We start from the raw sequence: 21,997 nt of genomic DNA, 5'->3' as shown, positions 1-21,997 counted from the left end.
GTATTGTTCAGCCTTGGCTTTAATTTGTAATAATTTATTACAGCTAGTTGGCAATAGGTAGAATGCTATCTACACTAGTCCAATATTTAGATGCTCTTTTTTTGGCTAATTTAATGATGAGGGAAGCCTATTTGTGGATATTTTGATACTAGTAGGGTTCGTAGTTATTCTTTTAATGGTAATTTCACCTATACTTGCCATTATTGCGATGCATCGCGTAAGTCGAATGAGATCTCAGCTATCAGAGTTAAATCAACGCGTTATTTCATTAGAACAAGCGTTAAAGCCTGATGCTGATAGCTCGGAAAATCGCCAATCGGAGCTAGTCCATACAGCGGAAATGGCCTCGTCAGAAAAAAAACAAACGCCGCCAATTTTATTTCAAGAAACTCCTCATTATCCACACAGTTTAACTGGTCATTCAACCACAAATGCATCATTGGAGCCGCATTCGCAAACTGGCGTAATAATGTCAGCACAGGAATCGCAAACATCCGTGGATGTTAATCGCTTTGAGCGTCGTGCAAATAATAAAACGCAATTACAAAATGACAGTAATTGGTCTTTATTTAGTCACTTTTTTAGCTGGGTTTGGAAAGGTAATCCGCTTGCTAAAATCGGTATTTTATTATTATTTTTTGGTATCGCATATTTATTGAAATTTGGCGTACAAAATAACGTATTATCCCCACAATTACGTTTAATAGTCAGTTCGATTGGTTGTTTGTTACTGCTTGGTATCGGTTGGTATTTACGGCATAAAAAGACGTTATTTGCATTAATATTACAAGGTGGCGCCGTAGGGTGTTTTTATATAACCGTTATTGCAGCATTTAAAATGTATTCGCTATTGCCATACGGTATGGCATTTGTGGCAATGCTGATAATTTGTGCCGCCAGTATTGTGCTTGCTTTATCGCAACGAGCGATCAGCTTAGCGATTTTAGCCTCGCTCGGCGGATATTTAGCACCTATCCTGCTGTCTACTGGTGGTGGTAATCATATATTTCTCTTCTCCTATTATTTGATGCTATCTGCCGCTATCTTAATTATTAGTGTCTGGCAAGCTTGGCGCCCGCTTAATCTAGTCGGTATGTTTATGACTTATTTTGTCGCGGTTCTATGGGGTTGGGAATACTATCAAACTGACTATTATGTCTCTAGCCAAATTTTTCTTATTGCAAATTTGATTGTCTTTAATGTGTTAACGCAACTATTTGCTTTACGTTACCCACATGATAAGCAATTAGTTGTTGATAATACGTTATTATTTGTACCTCCTTTTATTAGCCTTGCGATACAGTATGCTATTTCTTGGCAAATCAATGTTGTTCCTGCATTTGTTGCATTGTTGCTAGGCGCATTTTATTTATTGGCCGGTTTCCGGATCCATAAAAAATATGCAGCCACCGGAAAAGAACTTGCATTGGGAAATATGATTATTGGGGCAAGTTTTGTCACGTTAGCGATACCCTTGGCGCTTTCATTCGAATGGACATCTATTATTTGGTCTATTGAAGGGCTATTGCTGCTGTATTATGGGTTTTCGGTACAAAATAAAAAATTGTCTACAGTTGGAGTATTGCTTATTTTAGTGAGTGCGATAACGCTATTAGGTGGTTTCTCACTATATACTTGGAGCCGTTCCAGTGTTTATATGGTTCCTGTTTTGTTAGCAGCCTGTTTTAGTGCAGGGGCTATGTTCCATGTTCGACGTGAAACGTCAACCAACTTCAATATTGTGAGCCATGGGTTATTACTTCTAGGATTAGCCGTTTGGTATTTTTGGCTCCCAGCCATAACGGATATTTTGTCTTGGAGTGGGGAATCTGAAAGCTTCATCATTATGGCATTAGTGATTATTTCTGCCTGGCTCTGGCGAATATTAGCCATTAAAGCTGATTGGATTGCACTATTATTGTGTCAGTCCTTTATTTGGCTGGTGGGGTATTACTATCTTGCCGTAGATTTTATTCAAGATGAAAACCCTATGGGTAGAGGAGAGGGGTCTCTTATTTGGCCCGTCATGTTGGGTAGTTCGGTGTTATTCGCCATGCATGCCCAAAAAGCGCATTATATTTGGATGCAACGTATTCTCCATGGCGCAACATTTTGGCTAATCATCGCGTTTATTGCGGCACAAGTGAATTGGTTTGTTGCGATCCTCCCTTGGGGGATGAATGAGTTAGGTTATTTTATTTATGTCATGACGATAACCTTAACGACGCTAGTGTTGTATTGGCTACAAAGCCAAAAAATGCCACCAATGAAGCGAAATGGTATTATTTATTGGTATAGCTTCTTGCCAGTTATTCTTGTGCTTATTGTGTTGTCATTTGTCGCTAATTTAGAGGATGGCAAACTGACATTCTGGAATTATGTTCCTCTGATTAATCCATTAGATGAAGCTGGGTTATTTAGCATCGCATCATTACTATTGATGCGTCGTGGTTTAGTACAAAAATTGAAAAAAATAAGGGTGTTCGATCTCTGGGTTATTAGGGGATTAAGTCTTGCTGCTATTGTTCTGAGCATATTATGGTTTAATGGCATTATGCTTCGAGCAATATCTGATTTTGCCGAGATTAACTGGAATGCTCAAGTACTCTTTGATTCTCGCTTGGTGCAAACTATTCTTTCTATTAGTTGGTCATTAGCTGCTTTAGCTTTTATGATTTTTGCCAGCCTCAAACAAAACCGTCTCAGTTGGCTGTTTGGCGCGGGAATTTTTGCCTGTGTAGTCGTGAAATTATTCTTGGTTGATATCTATGGGCAGGACGGTTTATTCCGCGCTATAAGCTTTATTGTTGTCGCAATACTTATTTTAGTTGTTGGTTATTTTTCTCCACTACCACCAAAAATGGCTCAAGAGAAAGGACTTAATGAGGCTGATGATGAAACTAAATAAAAATCCAAGGAGTTGGCTGGTATTTGTGATGCTAGCTTTTTTTCTCTTATTCTCGGGGACAATTTATGCCGAAAATAAAAAAATATTAACACCTTATGATTTTTATCAGGGGGTTGAGTTAAAAGAGTCCAGTCATAACATTCCATTTGCTTGGGTTGAACTTCCCGTTGAAGCCTATGTTAATTCTGCTTACCCTAAAACGTTACAAGATGTCAGGGTATTTAACGGTACGGGTCAGGAAGTGCCTTCTGCGCTCTTTTACCATTCAGAAGAAAGCAGTCAAACATCACCAATTCGTTTCTCTTTACAGCCTTTAATGACGCGTGAAGAACAATTAAACTTAAAAGAAGAAACAGAGGACGATAAACAGTATCTTTTGGTGGAAACCATACCGAATAAACTGACTCGCCTAGAATTACCCTCTATACAACAGTCGAAAGATACACGGTATCAAGCTTATCTTTTAACTCGCCAACAGGATCAACAAGCTCTTTTCCCTGCTCAAACATTAAATTTAGAGTGGGGAAAGAGTGATCAAGATTGGCAAGGCAAAGCATTTATTTATGCTAGTGATGACAAACAACATTGGGTAAATATTTCAGCTTATCAGCCAGTGATGAATCTCAGCTCGGATGTCGGTGTTATTCAAAATAATACAATTGAATTATTAAAGGGGAATGATTCAGCGCTAAGTGCGCCTTATCTAATGGTGATTATTGTTACGACTAAAGATACAACCCTACCTGAACTCAAGACAGTACAGGGAATTGGTAAAACATTCCATGCAACAAGACAGCAAGAAATTTGTCGTTTTATTACTCAGAATGAAGGTGTCTCTTTAAATCAATTAATCTACCGTTTACCTTCACCTCAGCCATTGAGCTCAATTGTCATTCAGTTACAACAAACAAATCGCGTAATTCCATTACAAATTGAATATGCCTCTAATTCAGGCGAAAATTGGCTACCGTTGACAAATATGGTTGCTTACCATCAAGTGAATAATGGAGAACAAACTCGTAACCCAGAGATAGCGTTAAATGACTTAATGATTAAAAAACTGAGGATTACGGCATTGAAAGGGAGCTGGGATGATAAGCCCCCTTATATAGAAGGAAAACGAGATGCGGTTAATTTAGTTTTTAATGTACAAGGTGCGTCGCCTTATTTATTAGTTTGGGGGAGTCACCTCGCTAGTATGGATGGGCTAAATTACCAAGAGCTTATTGGGCAATCATTAACGGTTGAGCAGCTCATGCATAATTATCCTGAATTATCACTCGCAAAAGAAGTTATTGAGTTAGGTGGTGAAGAGCAGTTAACCATCAATGGCTCAGAGGGTAATAATTTTGATTGGATGATCCTTGTTATCTGGTTGTTGTTAGGGATTGGGATTATTGCCTTACTGTATTTCTGTTGGTATCTCTTAAGAGAAATTAACACTAAATCGACTAAAAAATAGCACAATGCATTATTTGTGTTCCTGAATCAATAAAGTGGGTGAGTTAAACGGCTTCATCCACTTTATTATTATTTGGCCAGCCTATTCTTAAATAAAAAAATCTACCACACTAAAAAATTTACAATTTTTTCCAAATGATTACCTTCAGACAGTATATTTTGATGCGGTAATGCGCTAAAACAAATACTTGGAAACAGGAGGGTGACCAATGAAAAGAGGTTTTTTTTCAAAGCTATTTATCGCTATTGCATTATTAACTAGTGCTTCTATCGTTGCACAAGCAACGGATACTGTGAATTTGCATGATTACGAAAAAGTGAAAATAGTATATTCATTGAAACAGGATAAAATGCAAGATTCAGGTGATATTGAATCACTACGTGAACGAGTAGAAGTCAATCGCGCAGAGCTAGAGGAAATGAATACAGACCGTCGTCTTAGTGATCGACAATTCCGTATTCATCATAAAAAAAATCGCTTTTTTCATTAGCCGATTCTATAGTGATACAACAACGTTAATAATAAAAAGGAACGACCCTGTATCAGGGGCAATGTCTTTGTGGGGCGGTAAAAATAGTCACGTCTCAGCCTATCGATAAAATCAGTGTCTGCCATTGCAATAGCTGTCAACGTTGGAATGGCAGCCCTAGTTTTACTCTTGATTGCAAAGAGGATGTGATTATTGAAGGGGAAAATAGCGTAACGCGTTTTGCCTCATCGCAGTGGGGGGAACGTGCATTTTGTCAGCGATGTGGTACACATTTATATTATCACTCTCATTCACCTTCTTCTTATTATGTTTCCGCCGCTTTATTTGCAGAAAGTCGCCATGCTAATCTTGCTATGCAGATATTTGTTGATAGCAAACCTAACTACTATCACTTTATTGAAATAATACCAATGCTGACAGAGCAAAATATGATAAAGTTGATGAATAAATAGACTATGTAGAGAGCGTTGCTGCGAGCTATTCAAAATATTATCGGTTTTGTTTTCCTTCTATCCTGTTAATGTCATAAATATCGATTACAATAAATAAAAAGACTTATCACTTGTTATAGATATTCATTTAACGCTGTTTATTTGATATAAAAAAGATAGATGAATGCCCTATAGTAATATGACGCCTAGTTTAGGAAATTTAACTAATGAATAGTATGAGAAATATGCGACATGCCAGCAATATCGCATGGGTATTGCAATGGGTGCTGAATATTGGATTGATAGCATTAGCGATCGTACTTGTTTTCTTTTTGGCTAAAGAAACATACACCATGGCATCTTTAATGTTTAGTGGGCAGAAGGAAGCAACAGCTTATGAATTATTAGAAGGAATTGTCATCTATTTCCTTTATTTTGAGTTTATTGCTTTGATAACTAAATATTTTTTATCTGGTTACCACTTCCCATTAAGGTATTTTATCTATATCGGTATTACTGCCGTGATACGCTTGATTATTGTCGATCACAGTGACCCCATGACGACGTTACTTCATGCTGGCGCGATTTTAGTTTTAGTTATTGCTCTTTATATCGCCAATACCGAAAAACTCAAACGAGAGTAGAATATTTAAAATAATTTTTGTTTATAAAAAGGAATGTTACACATTCCTTTTTCTTATATTTCTTTAGTTAAAATATAGCCATTAATATCTTAACTAAAAAATTTCCCCTTACCAAAAGCCTGTTCTATTTTAGTGGAAAACATTAAGTAATTTGTAATGATAAATTATCTTAATGCAAGTGTGGGCAACTGGTTTATCCTGTTAAATATTCGAAAGAAAGTATTTTACTTTTTATAAAGGGTTATTTAGTGTGTAAAAGTTTATTACTCTAATAACTTAAGTACTTGCGAATATGACAACAAATACACTCCCTAAAAAAAAGGGCTTCTTAAATCGCGTTGAGCGTATTGGTAACGTTATGCCTGACGTTACAATGCTATTTATTTATGCCTTGATAATCTGTTGGTTTTTATCTTATTTACTCTCATTTGTAGATTTTAATTACTACCATCCAGTGTCAAAAGAAAAAATATCTGTCGTAAATATGTTTAACTATGAGGAAATCATATTATTCGTTACGTCGGCAGTGAAAAACTTCATTAACTTCCCACCTCTTGGAATAACAATCGTTGCAACTTTGGGGATAGGGATCGCTGAGAGTAGCGGCTTTATCAATACAGCCTTGAAAAAAATGCTCTCGTTTATTACGCCAAAAATGCTGACACCAACAGTGGTTTTTGTGGGTATCGTTTCTCACATCGCGTCTGACTCCGCTTATGTTATTTTAATGCCGGTCGCAGCGATGATGTTCTACGCAAGTGGTCGTCATCCATTAGCAGGTATAGCCGCCGCCTTTGCAGGCTTAGCGGGTGGGTTTACAGCAAGTTATACACCTTCAATCATTGATCCAATTATGCAGAGCTTTACACAAGATGCAGCGCAAATGATGGCTCCAGGCTATAGCGTTAATGTCTTATGTAACTATTTCTTCAGCCTTGGTGGTACGTTTGGTGTTATTTTTACGTGTTGGTTCATTACTGAAAAAATTGTCGAACCTTGGCTAAATAAAAACTGCCCAATTACAACAAGCCAAGTTGATACTGACGCAGAGCAAAATTTAGGCAAAATTACACCGTTAGAAAATAAAGCATTTCGTGTATCAGGCCTTGTTGTGCTTGCACTGGCTGCTGGTTTATTTGCTTTATTATGGCCAGAGAATTCATTATTACGTGGTCCTGACGGTAGTTTGACTAGCCCGAAAGCCCCAATAATGCAAATTGTTGTGCCATTGCTGTTTATTTTCTTTGCATTGCCGGGCATTGTATATGGTTATATGACTCAATCTTTCACATCGACTAAAGATGTTGTGAAAGCGATGGAAAATATTACTAAGTCATTAATTCCATTTATTGTATTTGCTTTCTTCGCGGCGCAGTTTCTATATTCATTTCAGCATTCAAACCTCGGCACATTATTGGCGCTATCGGGTGCTGAATTATTGCGTACCTTAGATATGCCTTCAGAATTGACGGTATTCGGTGTCATTTTATTGACTGCAATATTGAATATTATGATCACATCAGCAACTTCCAAATGGGCGATTATGGCACCTGTTTTGGTACCCATGTTGATGGCGGTTGGGATCTCTCCGGAACTAACACAAGCGGCTTTCCGCGTGAGTGATTCAGCGATGAACGTCAGTACACCGATGTTCCCATTCTATCCGTTGATTTTGATGTATTGCCAAAAATATTACAAAAATGCTGGTATTGGAACACTTTGCTCGATGATGATACCGTTCACGGTCGGCTTGTTGGTAACATTAACTGCGACGTTGTATCTGTTCTGGGCATTTGATATTCCAATTGGTTTTGATAGTGGTTACACATGGCAACCAACGCCATAAATAAGTTGGCGGATTGAGTAAAAGGAACAAAAAATGAATGAATTAGGTAAACAGCTTGAACAACGTTTCTTTCGCTATCTAGCAATAGAAAGCCAAAGTGATGCAGCAGCAACGGTTGTTCCAAGCACGGAAGGACAACGTGACTTAGCAAAATTGCTGGCAAAAGAGCTAGAAAGCTATGGTTTAAAAGATATTTATATCGATGACCATGCTATTTTGTACGCGGTTCGCCCTGGTAATAATCCTTCAGCACCGAAAATTGGTTTTGTGACCCATTTAGATACCGTAGATGTTGGATTATCACCCGTCATTAAGCCTCAAACCTTAAAATATGAAGGTAAAGATCTGTGTTTGAATGCACAAGAAGATATTTGGTTTAAAACAGCAGAGCACCCAGAAGCGGCACCTTATGTAGGGGAAGAGATTATTTTTAGTGATGGCACGAGTGTACTCGGTGCCGATAATAAAGCGGCGGTCACTGTTGTTATGGAGTTAATGGATAAACTGCAATATGCTGATTTTGCATGTGGCGATATCTACGTTGCTTTCGTTCCTGACGAAGAGATTGGGTTGCGCGGCTCAAAAATCATGGACTTGTCACGCTTTAAAGTCGATTTCGCTTACACTATTGATTGCTGTGCATTGGGCGAGGTGGTTTATGAAACCTTTAATGCGGCTTCTATTGATGTTTCGATTAAAGGAATAACCGCACATCCAATGTCTGCAAAAAATGTGTTGTTAAATCCAATTCGTGTGGCGCATGACTTTATTGGTTGTTTTGACCGTTTTGATACGCCTGAGCATACAGAACAGCGTGAAGGCTATTTTTATGTGACTGACTTAGTAGCCAATCCGGATAATGCAAAAATTAAAATGGCTATCCGCGATTTTGACCGTAATAGCTATGAAGCTCGTAAGCGTTATATCGGTGAAGTGGTTGAGTTGATAAGAGCACGTCATCCAAAAGCAAAAATTGAATTCAAAATAGAAGATGTGTACAGCAACATTAGTGATTCACTAGGTAGTGACCGTACTGCTATTGATTTAATTTTTGACGCGCTAAAAATTCAAGGTGTCGAGCCAAATGTTATTCCTATGCGTGGAGGCACTGATGGTTCAGCTCTGTCAGCAAGAGGGATTTTAACGCCTAACTACTTCACGGGTGCGTTGAATTTCCATTCTCGTTTTGAGTTCTTACCATTAAGTTCTTTCGAGAAAAGCTATTTGGTTTCAGAGAGCATTTGCCGCTTAGTCGGCCAAAAATAGTTTATGACAAGTCGTTTCTCTCATTATCAAATAACCATGTTTATGCATGGTTATTTTATTTGTATTCAGTATGGTTTTTAAAAATCCATTTTTAATTTTTATTAAACTGCGGAATATTAAATCCATCGGCTAATGATGAAATAAAAAAACTGTATTTTATCTTATAAAATTGCTATTTATGGAGATGGATATTAACGTGCAATAACATATAGAGAAATAAATGATTAATATTATAATTATTGACGATAATAATATTTTAATTCGCGGGCTGGAAGCTATTTTTAATCGTCATAAACGCTGTCATGTTGTCGCGTCATTTCCCTTTATCGAGCAAGCCATTTCGTGGAATAGAAAACAAAAAGCCAATATTATCTTAATTAATAGCGATAATTGCCAATTTGAATCATTAAAAAACTTGCAAACCTTAAGACGGACTCAACCTGATGTCGGAATTATCATTTATAATATACACAATCACTATGCTTTTTTATTAAAGGCTCTTGAGCTTGGGATCCAAGGTGTGTTGAGTGCAAAAATTGAAATTAATGAATTTTTAGAAGCCATACAGATAGTCAATGCGCGCAGTAAAATTATTTCCCCCGATATTGCACAAGCCATCGCATTGAAACGCATTCATCAAAACGATCAGACGGATATCTATGAGTTATTATCCACTCGTGAACTTGAAATCATGCTCTTCATCACTCAGGGGATTTCGACCAAACAGATTGCACAGCTTCTTAATTTGAGCCCTAAAACGGTAAATACCTATCGATATCGAATGTTTGGTAAACTTAATATCCGTAGTGATGTAGAATTAACTCATATTGCTATCAGCTATGGGTTAATCGTAGCCAAACAGGGTTTATTAGGGTGTCAGAACAGTTCGAACCAAAAGCTTTCTTAAAAACAGTCACCAATCAACCTGGCGTATATCGAATGTATGATGCTGGGGGAACAGTCATTTATGTTGGAAAAGCTAAAGATTTAAAAAAACGGCTTTCCAGTTACTTCCGAACGACAGTCAGTAGCCGAAAAACTGAGCAGCTAGTAAAAAACATTGCCTCTATTGATGTGACGATCACACACACAGAAACCGAGGCCTTGTTACTTGAACATAACTATATCAAGCTTTATCAGCCACGCTACAATGTTTTGTTGCGGGATGACAAATCTTATCCTTATATCTTTTTAAGTAAAGAAACACATCCGCGACTCTCTATGCACCGTGGAGCAAAACACGCGAAGGGGGAATACTTTGGTCCGTTCCCTAATTCCTACGCGGTTCGCGAAACATTAGCGCTGATGCAAAAATTGTTTCCAATTCGTCAATGCGAGGATAGTGTTTACAAAAACCGTTCAAGGCCTTGTTTACAGTATCAGATAGGTCGCTGCTTAGGGCCTTGTGTTAAAGGGTTAGTTAGCGATGAAGAATATGATCAGCAAGTCAATTACGTACGTTTATTCCTAACAGGCAAAGACCAACAGGTCTTAACAGGATTGATAGAACGGATGGAAAAGGCAAGTCAGGAGCTGCGTTTTGAAGATGCTGCACGTTTTCGCGATCAAATTCAGGCCGTACGCGCAGTCACGGAACAACAATTTGTCTCTGGTGATGGTGAAGACCTTGATGTTATCGGTGTTGCATTCGAATCAGGGCTTGCCTGTATTCATGTGTTATTTATTCGACAAGGTAAAGTATTGGGAAGCCGTAGCTATTATCCAAAAGTTCCAGCAGACACTTTACTTGAAGAAGTAGTACAAACTTTCTTAGGGCAGTTTTATTTGCAAGGCAGTGAAAATAGAACATTACCCGGTGAAATCCTCTTAGATTTTTCATTACCAGAAAAAGAATTGCTAGCAGACTCTTTATCACATATTGCAGGTCGAAAAGTGCAGATCCAAACTCAACCTCGAGGGGCGAGGGCGCGCTATTTAAAATTAGCTCGAACGAATGCGCTTACTGCACTACAAACTAAGCGTGCTCAGCAATCAACCATTCATCAAAGAATGGCATCTTTAGCAAAAATTGTGGGTATGGATGCCATAGCACGTATGGAATGTTTTGATATTTCCCATACGATGGGAGAGCAAACGGTCGCATCGTGTGTTGTGTTTGATAAGAATGGCCCCGTTAAATCAGAATATCGACGCTATAACATCACAGGAATTACTCCCGGTGATGACTATGCAGCCATGCATCAAGTTTTAACCCGTCGCTATGGTAAGCATCTGGATGAAAGTAAAATACCCGATATTATTTTTATCGATGGTGGAAAAGGGCAATTAGGGCAAGCGAAAGATGTCTTTGATTCACTGGATGTTGATTGGGATAAAAATAGACCTCAACTTATTGGCGTTGCAAAAGGGAGCGATCGCAAAGCGGGCCTTGAAACGCTATTTTTTAAGCCTGAGGGCGAGGGCATTGCTTTACCGCCTGACTCACCTGCATTACATGTGATTCAACATATTCGTGATGAGTCACATAATCATGCGATAACAGGACATCGCCAGCGTAGAGCAAAGGTAAAGAATACCAGCGCGTTAGAGTCAATTGAAGGTGTTGGACCAAAACGTCGTCAAATGCTACTAAAATATATGGGAGGCTTACAGCCACTGAAAAATGCGAGCATAGAAGAGATAGCAAAAGTGCCCTCGATCTCATACGCGTTGGCAGAAAAGATTTATAATGCATTGAAACAGTAGGTGTCTTAGGGCACCATACTTATTAAATCCAATTTGGTCAAAAAGTTACTGAGCATGATGAAATTAAATATTCCTACGTGGTTGACCCTGTTTCGTGTCATCTTGATACCGTTTTTTGTGCTAGCTTTTTATTTACCTGTAAGCTGGGGCCCATTTGTTTGTGCATTAATTTTTGTTATTGCCGCAGTAACAGATTGGTTTGATGGTTATTTAGCGAGGTTATGGAAGCAAACAACTAAGTTTGGTGCCTTCCTAGACCCTGTTGCTGATAAGGTGATGGTGGCGACGGCATTAGTTCTTGTCACTGAAAGTTTTGATGTTTGGTATGTTACCTTACCTGCCGCCACAATGATTGCACGTGAAATCATTATTTCATCATTAAGAGAATGGATGGCTGAAATTGGTAAAAGAAGTAGTGTCGCTGTGTCTTGGATAGGTAAATTTAAAACAACCGCTCAAATGATGTCTTTAGTTGGGTTGTTATGGCGTCCAAATTTACTTATTGAGAATCTGGCTATCGCATTATTGTATGTTGCCGCTATTTTAACGTTCTGGTCAATGTATCAATATTTGAAGGCTGCATGGGCAGATTTGAGCGAAGCTTGATCGAAATGATTGAAAAAACAGCGAACGAACGGTTTTAAGTGATTTTTTTAAATAATTGTGTTGACTCAAAATGTGAAATCAGTAGAATGCAACGCATCGAACGGCAACACGGTTTACGAAAAAAAATAAGTAAATCAGCCAGTTTGAAAAGCGAAAGCTTTAGGCGGGAATAGCTCAGTTGGTAGAGCACGACCTTGCCAAGGTCGGGGTCGCGAGTTCGAGTCTCGTTTCCCGCTCCAATCTCAGTAAGAGATTAAGAAGAAGGCGCGTTAGCAAAGCGGTTATGCACCGGATTGCAAATCCGTGTAGCTCGGTTCGACTCCGGGACGCGCCTCCAAAATTTAGCCCAGGTGGTGAAATCGGTAGACACAAGGGATTTAAAATCCCTCGGCCTTTAGGCTGTGCGGGTTCAAGTCCCGCCCTGGGCACCAAATAAAAACCGCGTTGAATAACAACGGGTTAGGGAAAGAAAGAAGCCACCTTTAAGGTGGCTTTTTTGCATCTGAAATTTGTCACTGAAAATCAAAAGTGGCAGCGGAATAGCGGCACTGTTTATAATTACAGTATCCTTTCTTCATAATAGTCATTCTTCATAACAGTGATATTTGTCACGTTCTTCAGATAAAAAACATTCGCTCCAAGTATACTTAACGTAAATATTGATTATAGTCACTGTTCAATAAATTTTATAAATAGGATGCGAGTAGTGAAAAAGTTTGTTATAGGCATTTCCGCAGTTTTAGTGATGTTCATTTCTTTAACAAATTCAGCTAATGCAAGAAATTACCCCTGTTCTGGCAGTAAGGGAGGGGTAAATTATTGTGAGAATGGAAAGTTTGTTTGTAACGATGGTTCGATAAGTAAATCTAAAAAAACTTGCTCTGGATATACAAAGCAAAATACTGCCAACAGCAAGTCATCAACAACAACGAAAAAACAATCCCCGCCAGCAAAAACCAAGCCTACAAAAAATACAGATAAAACTACCAACAATTAAGACCAGCCCCATGTAGGGGCTTACTTCCAATCTCTGTAAGTTAGCTTAACGTCATCTCGTTTGGCGATAACGTCACATAAACTTTCAATTTTTTGATACTGCTCTTTGTCTTCTTTTTCTTTGAGGCCATACATTACCGCTTTGATAGAGTAAACCCCAAATAGAGCAGCAAACGCACATTTAAAAAGCGTTGCAGAAACAGCTAACCGCTTTTTTAATGAACCCGTAATATAGATAACTTTTAACATAACGAATCCTTAAATCTGCATTGTGTATTGATCATTTTTATAATGTGCAACTACAGCATCAATAAGTTGAGTCTTAACGATGTATCGCGCCACGGACTCATGACTTACAAAAGTGGTGCTGCAATTGATATTTTGGCACTGATTATAATTTTCTTTGGTTTCGTTGGTGATATAGCGTGAGCTACGAATGCGGGTAGGTTCATTATCTCACCTAATGTCTACGCAGATTCTTTAATTGAAGATCCAGTAAAAATATTTGTGATGATAAATTATAACTGGGGAATAGGCCACACAGGTTTAGTTGTAGGGGAAGGCGAAGAAGCGCTTCTTTATGATCCCTCTGGAGAATATAGTAAATGTGGATCTGATGATTGTTTCGGTAGTATAGAAGCATATCGACTTCCTAGAAGTCCAGGAGAGTTTTTTTAGCTATCCTGAGTTTACATGGAATGATTATCTTTCATTTCAAAAATGGGATAGTGAAGATATTCAACTGATTGAGTTTACAGTACCTAGGGCGCAAGCTGAAAAAATCACAGAATTAATTTATGATCATGGTATGGCTGGATGGGTTATGTGTTCAGATATTGTATTTACTATTTTGAAGCAAAGTAGTGGCATCTTTAGCTCTCTTGAAGCGAATTCGCTGATGCGTGAAGACCCATGGACGTTAAGGCATAAATTACTTGAATTGTATTTTCCAAGTACAAGAGGTTTTATGACCTACACTGTAAAATAGTGTTTTATAAATTACAGGAATATTTAAAAGTTATGAATGACGCTAAATTAAAATTAGCATATATCTTATGCTTCACTGTTCTTTAGTGTTTTGTTTTTTTATCTTGAATTAGTTCATGAGTATTTTTTTCGATTCTATCCTGTTTCGGTTAACTCAAGTTTAATAATGCCCTCTATAAAATTAATCTCTTACTCTTTATTTATATACTTTGTGCTGCTTTGTTTTTTTATTGTGTTTTTATCAAAAAAGTCATTAATGATCAGTAAAAGATATCGATTAACTGTTTATTTTTTAATTCCATATTGGATTAACATTGTTGTTTGGCTTTCTAGTGATAATGTAATAAATGGTTCTATGAAGCTTAGCGTTATTTTTTCGGCTACTTTTATAACCTCTTATATAATTCAATTCGTTTTTCTTGTAACACTCATTGCCTATTTAGTTGATTATTTATTGAGGTTAATTATTTTTAGAAATAAAAGTGAGTTAGTACATTTATTTTAGTATTTGAAAAATGAAGTCAGGCTTATCTGGCAGCTATAGTATAACCGTTATTAATGTTTATATTAATAGTGGTAATTTTAGGTGAAATTGATGGAGATAATTTTACGATTAAATCGTCATGGTAAAGCGAGTATTACTTATGCTTGATTGGCTAACTTGTATATCAAAAATATCAGTCAACGAGATGTAGAACCATTGGTATTTAAAGGGTAAGAAAACAATCGAAGTTCCTCTCGAAAAGGATAACAAAACCCAAAGCGCATTTTAAGCTGTTAATAATGTTCGGCCAAGCCATTGCCCCATAAAGTAGAGACAGACCATGATAATCAAAGATCTTATCACACACGAATTACACGTGAATGATAACAGGCATACTTTTCCTGATGATGGTTGTGACTATTCACAATGTCATATCGACTGCCTTCATGTAGCAGCAAGGGCGAGAATGAAAACACCTTATCAACCCAAGTTAAAACCACAAAAAACGACGAGGTAGTTATGCCAGGCAAATATTTGCCTGATGGGTTACCGCTCAATCGTGCTTTGTGGCCAGAAAAGTATCAAGAGCTGGAGCAGCTTGATTTATTGGTGAGTCAGCCAATCCGGCAACTGAAAAATCAAAAAATAAACAGTGAACGCATGCTAGCGTATATTGAGATGGCACTGGCAGTATAAGAGAGAGGCTGAATTATTGACGTAAGGTGATGCCAGAGAAAGAGTCGCATTTGTTACTTACTGAAGTAAGTTCTCATGCACCAATATGAGATTTCACAGTCACCGGAATTGATATATCCAACAAGGTCATAAAGAGTCGCAATATTAATAGAAAACATCACCGTTATAGTAAGGAAGTAAAGAATGCCAAGCTTGGTTAAATCATTTGTTAGTCGTCGAAATAGTCCTATTAAAATTAAAGCTGAAACTAAAGTCTGTAGGGTTCTAGATGTTGCAGTGAGATAAAGCACAGTCTCTATTCTGTATGATGGATTTGTACTGGGAAATTTTTCAAAAACAAAGCTAATAAAAGTGGTGACCAAATACCAAGAAATGGCCAAGAAATGAATTGAATATTTGCCTCTAATAATTCCGTTTAGCAACTCCATTATTTATTTCCCTTAATAAATTTGAGGTACGGAAAATACTATAAGTGAACATTTAACGCAAATTTTGAAATAGGAGAACTAACAGTGAGCGACAACGAAATGGTCTATACAGCCACTTAGATTGCTCCAGTATTTACTGAAGTACCAATCTTGGCACTACTGAGTCTGACTGGAATTCTGTGAATGAAGATGAACGAGAGGAGGCTATATCGCATTGTATTGCAGACATTGTTGATCTGTGCGTAACGCCAAAAGACGATTAAAAGGCAATACTAATGAAATGACTACGTCAGAATGGTGAAGCTGAGCAGGGGGACAGGCATAAGTAGCATGGCTTAGTTAACGTTGATGTAACAAAGCATTACAAATAGTTCAAATTTAAAATATCGCTATTAATTTTAGGTGGGGATAGAAGATGTGCTGTTTTCCTCTTTTTTACCCTTTATTTTCTCACTTAGAATATATTGTTTAAAAATCAAAAAGTTAAATAGTGTTGAAATATAAAAGGTATTTCTCATAAATCAGGTGTAATTTATTGTTGAATATGGTTTTTTTCATGATAAGTTATAGTTTACTGCCGCATAGGCAGCTTAGAAAAAACATGGAAAGAGGGTGGAGAAACAGCCATTGTTTACTGCCGCATAGGCAGCTTAGAAATGTTTCTAACATCGTCAATGTGACGGTGAATAGTTTACTGCCGCATAGGCAGCTTAGAAATACAGGCTGGAATTACCCAAGAAGAAATCATTGTTTACTGCCGCATAGGCAGCTTAGAAACATAATTACGTCTCCCCACTACCGCCATGCTTGTTTACTGCCGCATAGGCAGCTTAGAAAATGCAAGATGCGAGCGCACCACATCACGGCTCGTTTACTGCCGCATAGGCAGCTTAGAAACAATTATGCCGTCGCGGTCATCTTTTGGTATTGTTTACTGCCTCATAGGCAGCTTAGAAATATCAAAACCGAAGTTGCAAACATGACTTCACGTTTACTGCCGCATAGGCAGCTTAGAAAATCGACGGTACTCAGTTCCGTTTTGCCGACTTGTTTACTGCCGTATAGGCAACTTAAAAAATAAGGTTTGATGACATTAACTGGTTATATAATTTACTTATTGGCCTGAACACCCAATCCTAACATTTGCTGTGTCTACTGAGAGAAAAAAGTATGGCACAGCATAGCGTTATCAAAATGTTTAACGACACTCTTGTACCGGCTAATCCCGCTGCGAGAGATGTTTTGCATCCCAAAATCAAGTGTGATGATGTACTTTCGTCTGATTTCAAGAAAGCTCGTAACCCACGATTCCATCGCAAGTACTTTGCACTCCTCAATCTAGGGTATGAATACTGGGAACCAACCGGCGGTACCATTTCGCCTGAAGAAAAAGAGTTGGTGCGTGGTTACGTCAAATTCCTCGCTTACTACACCGATAACGATAATGCTCTTCAGTTTGCTCATTAAATCGCATTAGAATTGTGTGAAAAAGAAAGTCGTTACTGCTTACGCACTTATCAAGATAGAGTTAAAGCATCGCTCAGTGTTGCTGAGTTTATGTTGTATCGAATGTACGATGAATTCGATAGAAAATATCACTATGATGAATAAAATCTCACTATTATGCCGAAATGGTTATGGTTTTTATATTTGCTGAGTGAAACTTTAAACGCAAAGCAGGAAATGAATTTAAGGCCTCGCTAATTGTGGTTTTTTACTTTCTAGACAATGAAAACTCTATTTGCCAGCTTCTATCTTTCATATAGGGGCATTAAAGCGAGTAGGGCTCTCATTGTGGAAAGCTGTGTAATTAGGGACACCAGATGATGTTTTGGCCGACGGATATCTGGTGTCCCTTCTATTTTAATTACCCCGAATTCGAGGTTTTTAACTCTTACCTCAATTTTTAAGTTTTCGGTAAAGATGAAACTCTTATTTATATTCAACCTGTAAGTAATCCTTACAGGTCACATATTCGTTGTTAAGGTGTTTTATTTAATTGCTTTTTGGGGAAAGTAAAAGCATTACTCCAGCACCTGCTAAAAGGCCGGAACAAGTTCGATTAAAGATAGTCTTAGCCTTTGGTTTATTGAGTAATTTTTTCATGTGTAAACCCAACAAGGCGTACAATATGATCGCGATGAATTCAAGAAGTAAAAATAGTGAACCAAGCACTAAAAATTGTTGGCCAGCCTCAATTTGTGGGTCAATAAACTGAGGAAGAAAGGCTGTGAATATTAGGATTGCCTTTGGGTTTCCTCCCGCAACAAAAAACTCCTGTTTTGCTAATTTAAATATGGATGTATCTGTCTTGGATTCGGTGATACTGAATTCTGAGGTTGGGGATTTCCATAATTGGTATGCTAGCCACAGAAGATAAGCCACTCCAGCAAATTTGATTGTACTGAAAATGACTTCTGATGTTTGTAATACAACAGCTAGTCCAAATGAAGCTAGGACAATCATAACCACAAACGCGAGCAATCTGCCGAGACCTCCGACGCATGAACGAGTGAATCCATAGTATGCTGCATTGCTAATTGAAAGCAGGTTGTTTGGTCCCGGTGCGAGATTTAAAGCAAAGCAGGCTGGGATAAAAAGAAGTAGCGTTGAAAGTTCCATATAATTCCATTTGTATTTTTTTATGTATGTTTGCAAGATAATCATACATATAAGTTGAAAAAGAATCATTCAGAAGATCGCTTAGGCGGTCTTTTTTCGTATACGCCGCCACAGAATTCTAATCACACACACTTAATTAACGCAAGAGCTGTGCGCGGCTATCTATTAACTAAATATCGGACACTCCAATGGGGGGCGTATGCGTATGCCTGATAAAAATCTCGATATCTGGGCGCAAATCTTGCGTTGGGTACAAATCAATTTGCTTTTTTAAGTGGTGTAACGCTAGCGACCTTCATTGCATTTGTTCGTGAGCGCCGCGAAGGAAACACTACACGCCAATCATTTGCAGAAGCTGTGCTTTGTGGTGTGCTAACCGTCGGTGCTATTCGAGCCCTTTAATGGGAGCTGTTATATATGGGCTTCTCTGATGGTTGGTCATCTCTGGCTGAGTTCTGCGACGCCATGGTGGGTTTTGTCGGTACCAAAAAGTTAAGTCGGATTATCGATGCCGTATTCATGTTTATTAAAAATAAGTTTGGAGTAAATAGGTAATGTCGAAATATGTATTCAGTAAACGCAGCGAAGAGAACTTGCGCGGCATTCATCCTGATTTAGTGAAAGTAATACGGCGAGTGCTCGAGTTAACCGATATTGATTTTATGGTCATCGAAGGCAAGCGTAACGAAACTCGTCAGCGTGATTTAGTTGCAATTGGTGAGAGTCAGACGATGAATAGTCGGCACTTAACGGGGCATGCTGTAAATTGTGCGCCGTTAGTTAATCGTGATATTCCCATGGAAAGACTGGCCTAATTTCAGGTTAGTTGCGGATGCAGTACTTCAAGCTGGTAAAGAGCTTGGTATCGATGTTGAGTGGGGCGGAAACTGGAAAAGCTTTAAAGATGGTCCTCATTTCCAATTAACACATAAATCATATCCGGCTTAATGCTTATTGGGGTTTGTAATGAAATTCGATAAGTCATTTTGGCTATTTATCATGGTGGTAGGGTTGGGGTGGTTGTTACTGTTCTCGATAGCAACAAGCTACTGAAAAAAGAAAATTCAGAACTCATTGATAGCATTAAAAACTACGAAAAGCGCATTAACTCCCTTCACAAACTCGACACTAAACATCCCCAAGAGCTAACAAATGTAAAACTGAAATTGACCAGTTGCGTATTGCTTCTGAGCGTAATCCTGAACGGGTGTACATTCAAGCCAGTTGTAAAAAGCTGAAAGCACCACCGCCAACGGCTTGGATGATGCAATCACCCCCAGATCTACTAACACCGCTATTCGAAATTATTGGTTACTCAGAGAGCGAATTGCAGAATCAGAGCAAATGATACTTGGCTTGCAAGATTACATTAGAACGGAGTGTTATTAGAGGGCTGTTAATATTTGGTAATGATTCATACGCATCAGCTTTCCTTGTCCTAGGCATTGTATGTGCTGTGCTTGGATGGGTAATAATCGAAGGCCTGATTTATCTCTGCAAGTGGATATTTTAGATAAGAAAGCAATATGTGTTACTGAGGTTAAATAATAAGAGTGATGAAAAGCAGCATTGCACCATATGCTGAAGCAAGAAAAAAAACGACACCAATTAGCGTTCTAAATGCTGCTCCCGATGGGGATGCTTCTTTTATATCTTTGAAGCAATAGTATGTGCACATGATTAACATAAATTCAATTACAATCCCTGTCATGTGATATTCATTCATAATTAGCGCTCTTTACTTGGTTAATTGCAACTAATTGTACATAAGTTAAATACTAATAGCTATCAACTAGTTATTGGTGTTTTTTTATGTAAGAAAGCAATACGTGAAATTGAACAACAACGAGTATGACAATAAACATCTACAGTATTGCTTCTGAGCGTCATCCTGAACGGGTGTACATTCAAGCCAGTTGTAAAAAGCTGAAAGCACCACCGCCAACGGCTTGGATGATGCAATCACCCCCAGATCTACTAACACCGCTATTCGAAATTATTGGTTACTCAGAGAGCGAATTGCAGAATCAGAGCAAATGATTAAAGGATTGCAGAGCTCTATAAGAACAGAGTGTATCTGGTGAATTAGTTAATTTTCATATTTATGGATCATAACACCATCAACATTTAGGAATGCGTCTCTTAATATTCCAAGGGACAGTAATTCATTAAATTTCTGATAGTAAGTAAGCTCTACTTGTTCGCGAGAAAGACCAGTGAGGAAATCTTGTTGTTGGTTTGTTTCCCAGTAGATTTCTCCTTTACCTTGGATGAAATGCCCTCTTAAAATACCTGACCACTTCTCATTTTTTTTAGACATTAATAAGCTATGACTATTTTCTTTTATTGGCTTAAATTCATAAAAAAAATTACCTTTAAAAAGGAATATATTATTGCAATGGGTACATTGATATATATCTCTAATATATTTGAATAATATAGAAGCAAAGTTATCTTTGGAGCCTTCTTCTAGCTCGTCAATAAAGTCGTACAAGTCTTGGTCAGCTATGTAATGAGCCTTGTAACTGAGGTAATCAGTATTATCCCTAATTATGTGACCACAACTACATTGAAATTTAGACATTCATTAGTGTCCTTATGGTATTAACTTACGAGTAGGGAAAGTTCTAAATCTTATAACAATATATAGTTTTAGAGGAAATTATCAAAACTATCATAAAGCTTACCTTAAAAGAACTAGTGGGCTTTTTAATAGGCTAAGGAGATAAACACAATGGCTAAACCGGATTGGGGGACGCTACAGCAACAGTTCCTCGCCGCTCATGCTAAATCAGGAATATCCCCTAAAGAGTGGTGTGAAGACCAGGGACTTAATTACGCAACTGCACGACGATATATTAAAAAGCCAGCTGCGCAATCTGCGCAAAAAACTGCGCAAAAGAAACTGAGCACTGCGCACGAAAATGAATGTGCAAAAGAACCATCACACAATAGTGATATATCAATTACGCAGAGTAGAGAACAAGATAGTACGCATGATGATGAAAAATACCTTTGATGTGCGCAATTACGGGCTTAGTGACCTACAAGCCAAATTCGTTAATGAGTATCTAATCGACTTAAATAGAACTGCCGCATATAAGCGAGCCAGTGGAAATGGCAGAGGTAATACTGCATATGTTGGCGCCACCCGGATGTACAGAAATGCTAAGGCCAATCGCGCAATTACAGACGCACTGGCGGATAGGGAACGTAGAGCTTAAATCACCCAAGATGCCGTATTAAAAATGTGGTGGGATATTGCGACTGCGGACGCTAACGAACTTACTGAATATCGCCGATTATGTTGTCGTCATTGTTGGGGCTTTGGCTTTAATTATCAGTGGTGTGATGCGGTCGAATATGACGATGCTGTGAAAAAAGCCATGTTAGCAAATAAAGCGCGTGGGTGGCTACGGGCACCT

Annotated in this window: 20 protein-coding genes, 3 tRNA genes, 4 pseudogenes and 1 CRISPR repeat array; of the genes and pseudogenes, 23 read left to right on the top strand and 4 right to left on the bottom strand. The window is 38.1% G+C overall.

Annotation, left to right across the window (positions count from 1 at the left end):
• The first annotated feature begins 175 nt into the window (after window positions 1-175).
• From ACWPW6_RS11830 to ACWPW6_RS11765, 14 genes are all read left to right on the top strand, one after another.
• On the top strand, window positions 176-2,908 hold the full coding sequence (locus ACWPW6_RS11830) for a DUF2339 domain-containing protein (RefSeq protein WP_249998975.1): 2,733 nt from the start codon (window positions 176-178) through the stop codon (window positions 2,906-2,908).
• The gene (locus tag ACWPW6_RS11825; protein WP_272682958.1) at window positions 2,892-4,370 is read left to right on the top strand and encodes a DUF3999 family protein; all 1,479 of its coding nucleotides are present in this window, start codon (window positions 2,892-2,894) and stop codon (window positions 4,368-4,370) included. The genes ACWPW6_RS11830 and ACWPW6_RS11825 overlap by 17 nt, the downstream gene beginning before the upstream one ends.
• A gap of 208 nt (window positions 4,371-4,578) precedes the next feature.
• Window positions 4,579-4,860, top strand: a complete 282-nt coding sequence (locus ACWPW6_RS11820; RefSeq protein WP_154624558.1) for a hypothetical protein — start codon at window positions 4,579-4,581, stop codon at window positions 4,858-4,860.
• A 47-nt stretch (window positions 4,861-4,907) separates the two neighbouring features.
• Window positions 4,908-5,312 carry a GFA family protein gene (locus ACWPW6_RS11815; protein WP_250000508.1) on the top strand — a complete coding sequence of 135 codons (405 nt, stop codon included), beginning with the start codon at window positions 4,908-4,910 and terminating at the stop codon, window positions 5,310-5,312.
• A 206-nt stretch (window positions 5,313-5,518) separates the two neighbouring features.
• Window positions 5,519-5,935 carry a phosphate-starvation-inducible protein PsiE gene (gene psiE, locus ACWPW6_RS11810; RefSeq protein ID WP_154624556.1) on the top strand — a complete coding sequence of 139 codons (417 nt, stop codon included), beginning with the start codon at window positions 5,519-5,521 and terminating at the stop codon, window positions 5,933-5,935.
• Between the two features lie 292 nt (window positions 5,936-6,227).
• Complete coding sequence (locus tag ACWPW6_RS11805) at window positions 6,228-7,781, top strand: AbgT family transporter (RefSeq protein ID WP_154624723.1); 1,554 nt, start codon at window positions 6,228-6,230, stop codon at window positions 7,779-7,781.
• Window positions 7,782-7,814: 33 nt separating this feature from the next.
• Window positions 7,815-9,047: a peptidase T gene (gene pepT / locus ACWPW6_RS11800; RefSeq protein ID WP_154624724.1), complete on the top strand. Its 1,233-nt coding sequence runs from the start codon at window positions 7,815-7,817 to the stop codon at window positions 9,045-9,047.
• 220 nt (window positions 9,048-9,267) lie between these two features.
• Window positions 9,268-9,954, top strand: a complete 687-nt coding sequence (locus ACWPW6_RS11795; protein ID WP_154624725.1) for a LuxR C-terminal-related transcriptional regulator — start codon at window positions 9,268-9,270, stop codon at window positions 9,952-9,954.
• On the top strand, window positions 9,921-11,753 hold the full coding sequence (gene uvrC / locus ACWPW6_RS11790; protein ID WP_249998972.1) for an excinuclease ABC subunit UvrC: 1,833 nt from the start codon (window positions 9,921-9,923) through the stop codon (window positions 11,751-11,753). The genes ACWPW6_RS11795 and uvrC overlap by 34 nt, the downstream gene beginning before the upstream one ends.
• Before the next feature lie 57 nt (window positions 11,754-11,810).
• Entirely contained in the window at window positions 11,811-12,359 is a 549-nt protein-coding gene (gene pgsA, locus ACWPW6_RS11785; protein ID WP_154624726.1) for a CDP-diacylglycerol--glycerol-3-phosphate 3-phosphatidyltransferase, read from the top strand.
• Window positions 12,360-12,522: 163 nt separating this feature from the next.
• Window positions 12,523-12,598, top strand: a tRNA-Gly gene (locus ACWPW6_RS11780).
• 24 nt (window positions 12,599-12,622) lie between these two features.
• A tRNA-Cys gene (locus ACWPW6_RS11775) sits at window positions 12,623-12,696 on the top strand.
• Window positions 12,697-12,703: 7 nt separating this feature from the next.
• Window positions 12,704-12,790: transfer RNA gene (locus tag ACWPW6_RS11770), tRNA-Leu, on the top strand.
• 275 nt (window positions 12,791-13,065) lie between these two features.
• Complete coding sequence (locus ACWPW6_RS11765; protein ID WP_249998971.1) at window positions 13,066-13,356, top strand: YdcA family protein; 291 nt, start codon at window positions 13,066-13,068, stop codon at window positions 13,354-13,356.
• A 20-nt stretch (window positions 13,357-13,376) separates the two neighbouring features.
• Here ACWPW6_RS11765 and ACWPW6_RS11760 read toward each other — a convergent pair whose 3' ends face one another.
• Together ACWPW6_RS11760 and ACWPW6_RS11755 are read right to left on the bottom strand one after the other, a co-directional pair.
• Window positions 13,377-13,604, bottom strand: a complete 228-nt coding sequence (locus tag ACWPW6_RS11760) for a hypothetical protein (RefSeq protein WP_196712986.1) — start codon at window positions 13,602-13,604, stop codon at window positions 13,377-13,379.
• Window positions 13,605-13,613: 9 nt separating this feature from the next.
• Window positions 13,614-13,793 carry an ogr/Delta-like zinc finger family protein gene (locus ACWPW6_RS11755; protein WP_250000507.1) on the bottom strand — a complete coding sequence of 60 codons (180 nt, stop codon included), beginning with the start codon at window positions 13,791-13,793 and terminating at the stop codon, window positions 13,614-13,616.
• A gap of 370 nt (window positions 13,794-14,163) precedes the next feature.
• On the opposite strand from ACWPW6_RS11755, the gene ACWPW6_RS11750 reads away from it, so the two are divergent.
• The 3 genes and pseudogenes from ACWPW6_RS11750 to ACWPW6_RS11740 form a co-directional block, all read left to right on the top strand.
• Window positions 14,164-14,343 (top strand): hypothetical protein, encoded by a 180-nt coding sequence (locus tag ACWPW6_RS11750; RefSeq protein WP_272682959.1) that lies wholly within the window; start codon window positions 14,164-14,166, stop codon window positions 14,341-14,343.
• 1,002 nt (window positions 14,344-15,345) lie between these two features.
• Complete coding sequence (locus tag ACWPW6_RS11745; protein ID WP_249998969.1) at window positions 15,346-15,522, top strand: hypothetical protein; 177 nt, start codon at window positions 15,346-15,348, stop codon at window positions 15,520-15,522.
• A gap of 997 nt (window positions 15,523-16,519) precedes the next feature.
• A CRISPR array of direct repeats spans window positions 16,520-17,027; the repeat unit is 28 nt; unit sequence GTTTACTGCCGCATAGGCAGCTTAGAAA.
• 93 nt (window positions 17,028-17,120) lie between these two features.
• Window positions 17,121-17,411 (top strand): annotated as a pseudogene (locus ACWPW6_RS11740) (DUF1367 family protein); the annotation flags it as partial.
• A 534-nt stretch (window positions 17,412-17,945) separates the two neighbouring features.
• Here the strand turns inward: ACWPW6_RS11740 and ACWPW6_RS11735 are convergent.
• On the bottom strand, window positions 17,946-18,572 hold the full coding sequence (locus tag ACWPW6_RS11735) for a LysE family translocator (protein WP_247048017.1): 627 nt from the start codon (window positions 18,570-18,572) through the stop codon (window positions 17,946-17,948).
• A 246-nt stretch (window positions 18,573-18,818) separates the two neighbouring features.
• Between ACWPW6_RS11735 and ACWPW6_RS11730 the strand changes: the two genes are divergently transcribed.
• The 5 genes and pseudogenes from ACWPW6_RS11730 to ACWPW6_RS11710 all read left to right on the top strand — a co-directional run bounded on the left by ACWPW6_RS11730 (window position 18,819) and on the right by ACWPW6_RS11710 (window position 20,656).
• Window positions 18,819-18,974: a phage holin family protein gene (locus ACWPW6_RS11730; protein WP_249998967.1), complete on the top strand. Its 156-nt coding sequence runs from the start codon at window positions 18,819-18,821 to the stop codon at window positions 18,972-18,974.
• A gap of 152 nt (window positions 18,975-19,126) precedes the next feature.
• Window positions 19,127-19,520: pseudogene (locus ACWPW6_RS11725) on the top strand (M15 family metallopeptidase).
• Between the two features lie 348 nt (window positions 19,521-19,868).
• Entirely contained in the window at window positions 19,869-19,961 is a 93-nt protein-coding gene (locus ACWPW6_RS11720) for a lysis protein (protein WP_250000505.1), read from the top strand.
• Window positions 19,962-20,423: 462 nt separating this feature from the next.
• A pseudogene (locus ACWPW6_RS11715) lies at window positions 20,424-20,543 on the top strand (hypothetical protein); the annotation flags it as partial.
• Window positions 20,522-20,656 carry a lysis system i-spanin subunit Rz gene (locus tag ACWPW6_RS11710; RefSeq protein ID WP_336298468.1) on the top strand — a complete coding sequence of 45 codons (135 nt, stop codon included), beginning with the start codon at window positions 20,522-20,524 and terminating at the stop codon, window positions 20,654-20,656. The pseudogene ACWPW6_RS11715 and the gene ACWPW6_RS11710, both read left to right, overlap by 22 nt.
• Window positions 20,657-20,661: 5 nt before the next feature.
• Here the strand turns inward: ACWPW6_RS11710 and ACWPW6_RS11705 are convergent, their stop codons facing one another.
• Window positions 20,662-21,156 carry a hypothetical protein gene (locus tag ACWPW6_RS11705; protein ID WP_154635773.1) on the bottom strand — a complete coding sequence of 165 codons (495 nt, stop codon included), beginning with the start codon at window positions 21,154-21,156 and terminating at the stop codon, window positions 20,662-20,664.
• 150 nt (window positions 21,157-21,306) lie between these two features.
• Here ACWPW6_RS11705 and ACWPW6_RS11700 point away from each other — a divergent pair.
• Window positions 21,307-21,973: pseudogene (locus ACWPW6_RS11700) on the top strand (terminase small subunit); the annotation flags it as partial.
• Window positions 21,974-21,997 lie beyond the last annotated feature (24 nt).

This window comes from Providencia sp. Marseille-Q8014, assembly GCF_965112055.1.
The sequence above is the reverse complement of the archived record's forward strand: the minus strand, read 5'-3'. Positions and strand labels throughout refer to the sequence as shown.

Coding starts and splice junctions, on each gene's coding strand:
- psiE (WP_154624556.1), top strand. CDS start 5,519: ATGAATAGTATGAGAAATATGCGACATGCCAGCAATATCGCATGGGTA.
- ACWPW6_RS11830 (WP_249998975.1), top strand. CDS start 176: ATGGTAATTTCACCTATACTTGCCATTATTGCGATGCATCGCGTAAGT.
- ACWPW6_RS11735 (WP_247048017.1), bottom strand. CDS start 18,572: ATGGAACTTTCAACGCTACTTCTTTTTATCCCAGCCTGCTTTGCTTTA.
- ACWPW6_RS11750 (WP_272682959.1), top strand. CDS start 14,164: ATGGCTGGATGGGTTATGTGTTCAGATATTGTATTTACTATTTTGAAG.
- ACWPW6_RS11805 (WP_154624723.1), top strand. CDS start 6,228: ATGACAACAAATACACTCCCTAAAAAAAAGGGCTTCTTAAATCGCGTT.
- ACWPW6_RS11825 (WP_272682958.1), top strand. CDS start 2,892: ATGATGAAACTAAATAAAAATCCAAGGAGTTGGCTGGTATTTGTGATG.
- ACWPW6_RS11705 (WP_154635773.1), bottom strand. CDS start 21,156: ATGTCTAAATTTCAATGTAGTTGTGGTCACATAATTAGGGATAATACT.
- pgsA (WP_154624726.1), top strand. CDS start 11,811: ATGAAATTAAATATTCCTACGTGGTTGACCCTGTTTCGTGTCATCTTG.
- ACWPW6_RS11760 (WP_196712986.1), bottom strand. CDS start 13,604: ATGTTAAAAGTTATCTATATTACGGGTTCATTAAAAAAGCGGTTAGCT.
- pepT (WP_154624724.1), top strand. CDS start 7,815: ATGAATGAATTAGGTAAACAGCTTGAACAACGTTTCTTTCGCTATCTA.
- ACWPW6_RS11795 (WP_154624725.1), top strand. CDS start 9,268: ATGATTAATATTATAATTATTGACGATAATAATATTTTAATTCGCGGG.
- ACWPW6_RS11745 (WP_249998969.1), top strand. CDS start 15,346: ATGCCAGGCAAATATTTGCCTGATGGGTTACCGCTCAATCGTGCTTTG.
- ACWPW6_RS11820 (WP_154624558.1), top strand. CDS start 4,579: ATGAAAAGAGGTTTTTTTTCAAAGCTATTTATCGCTATTGCATTATTA.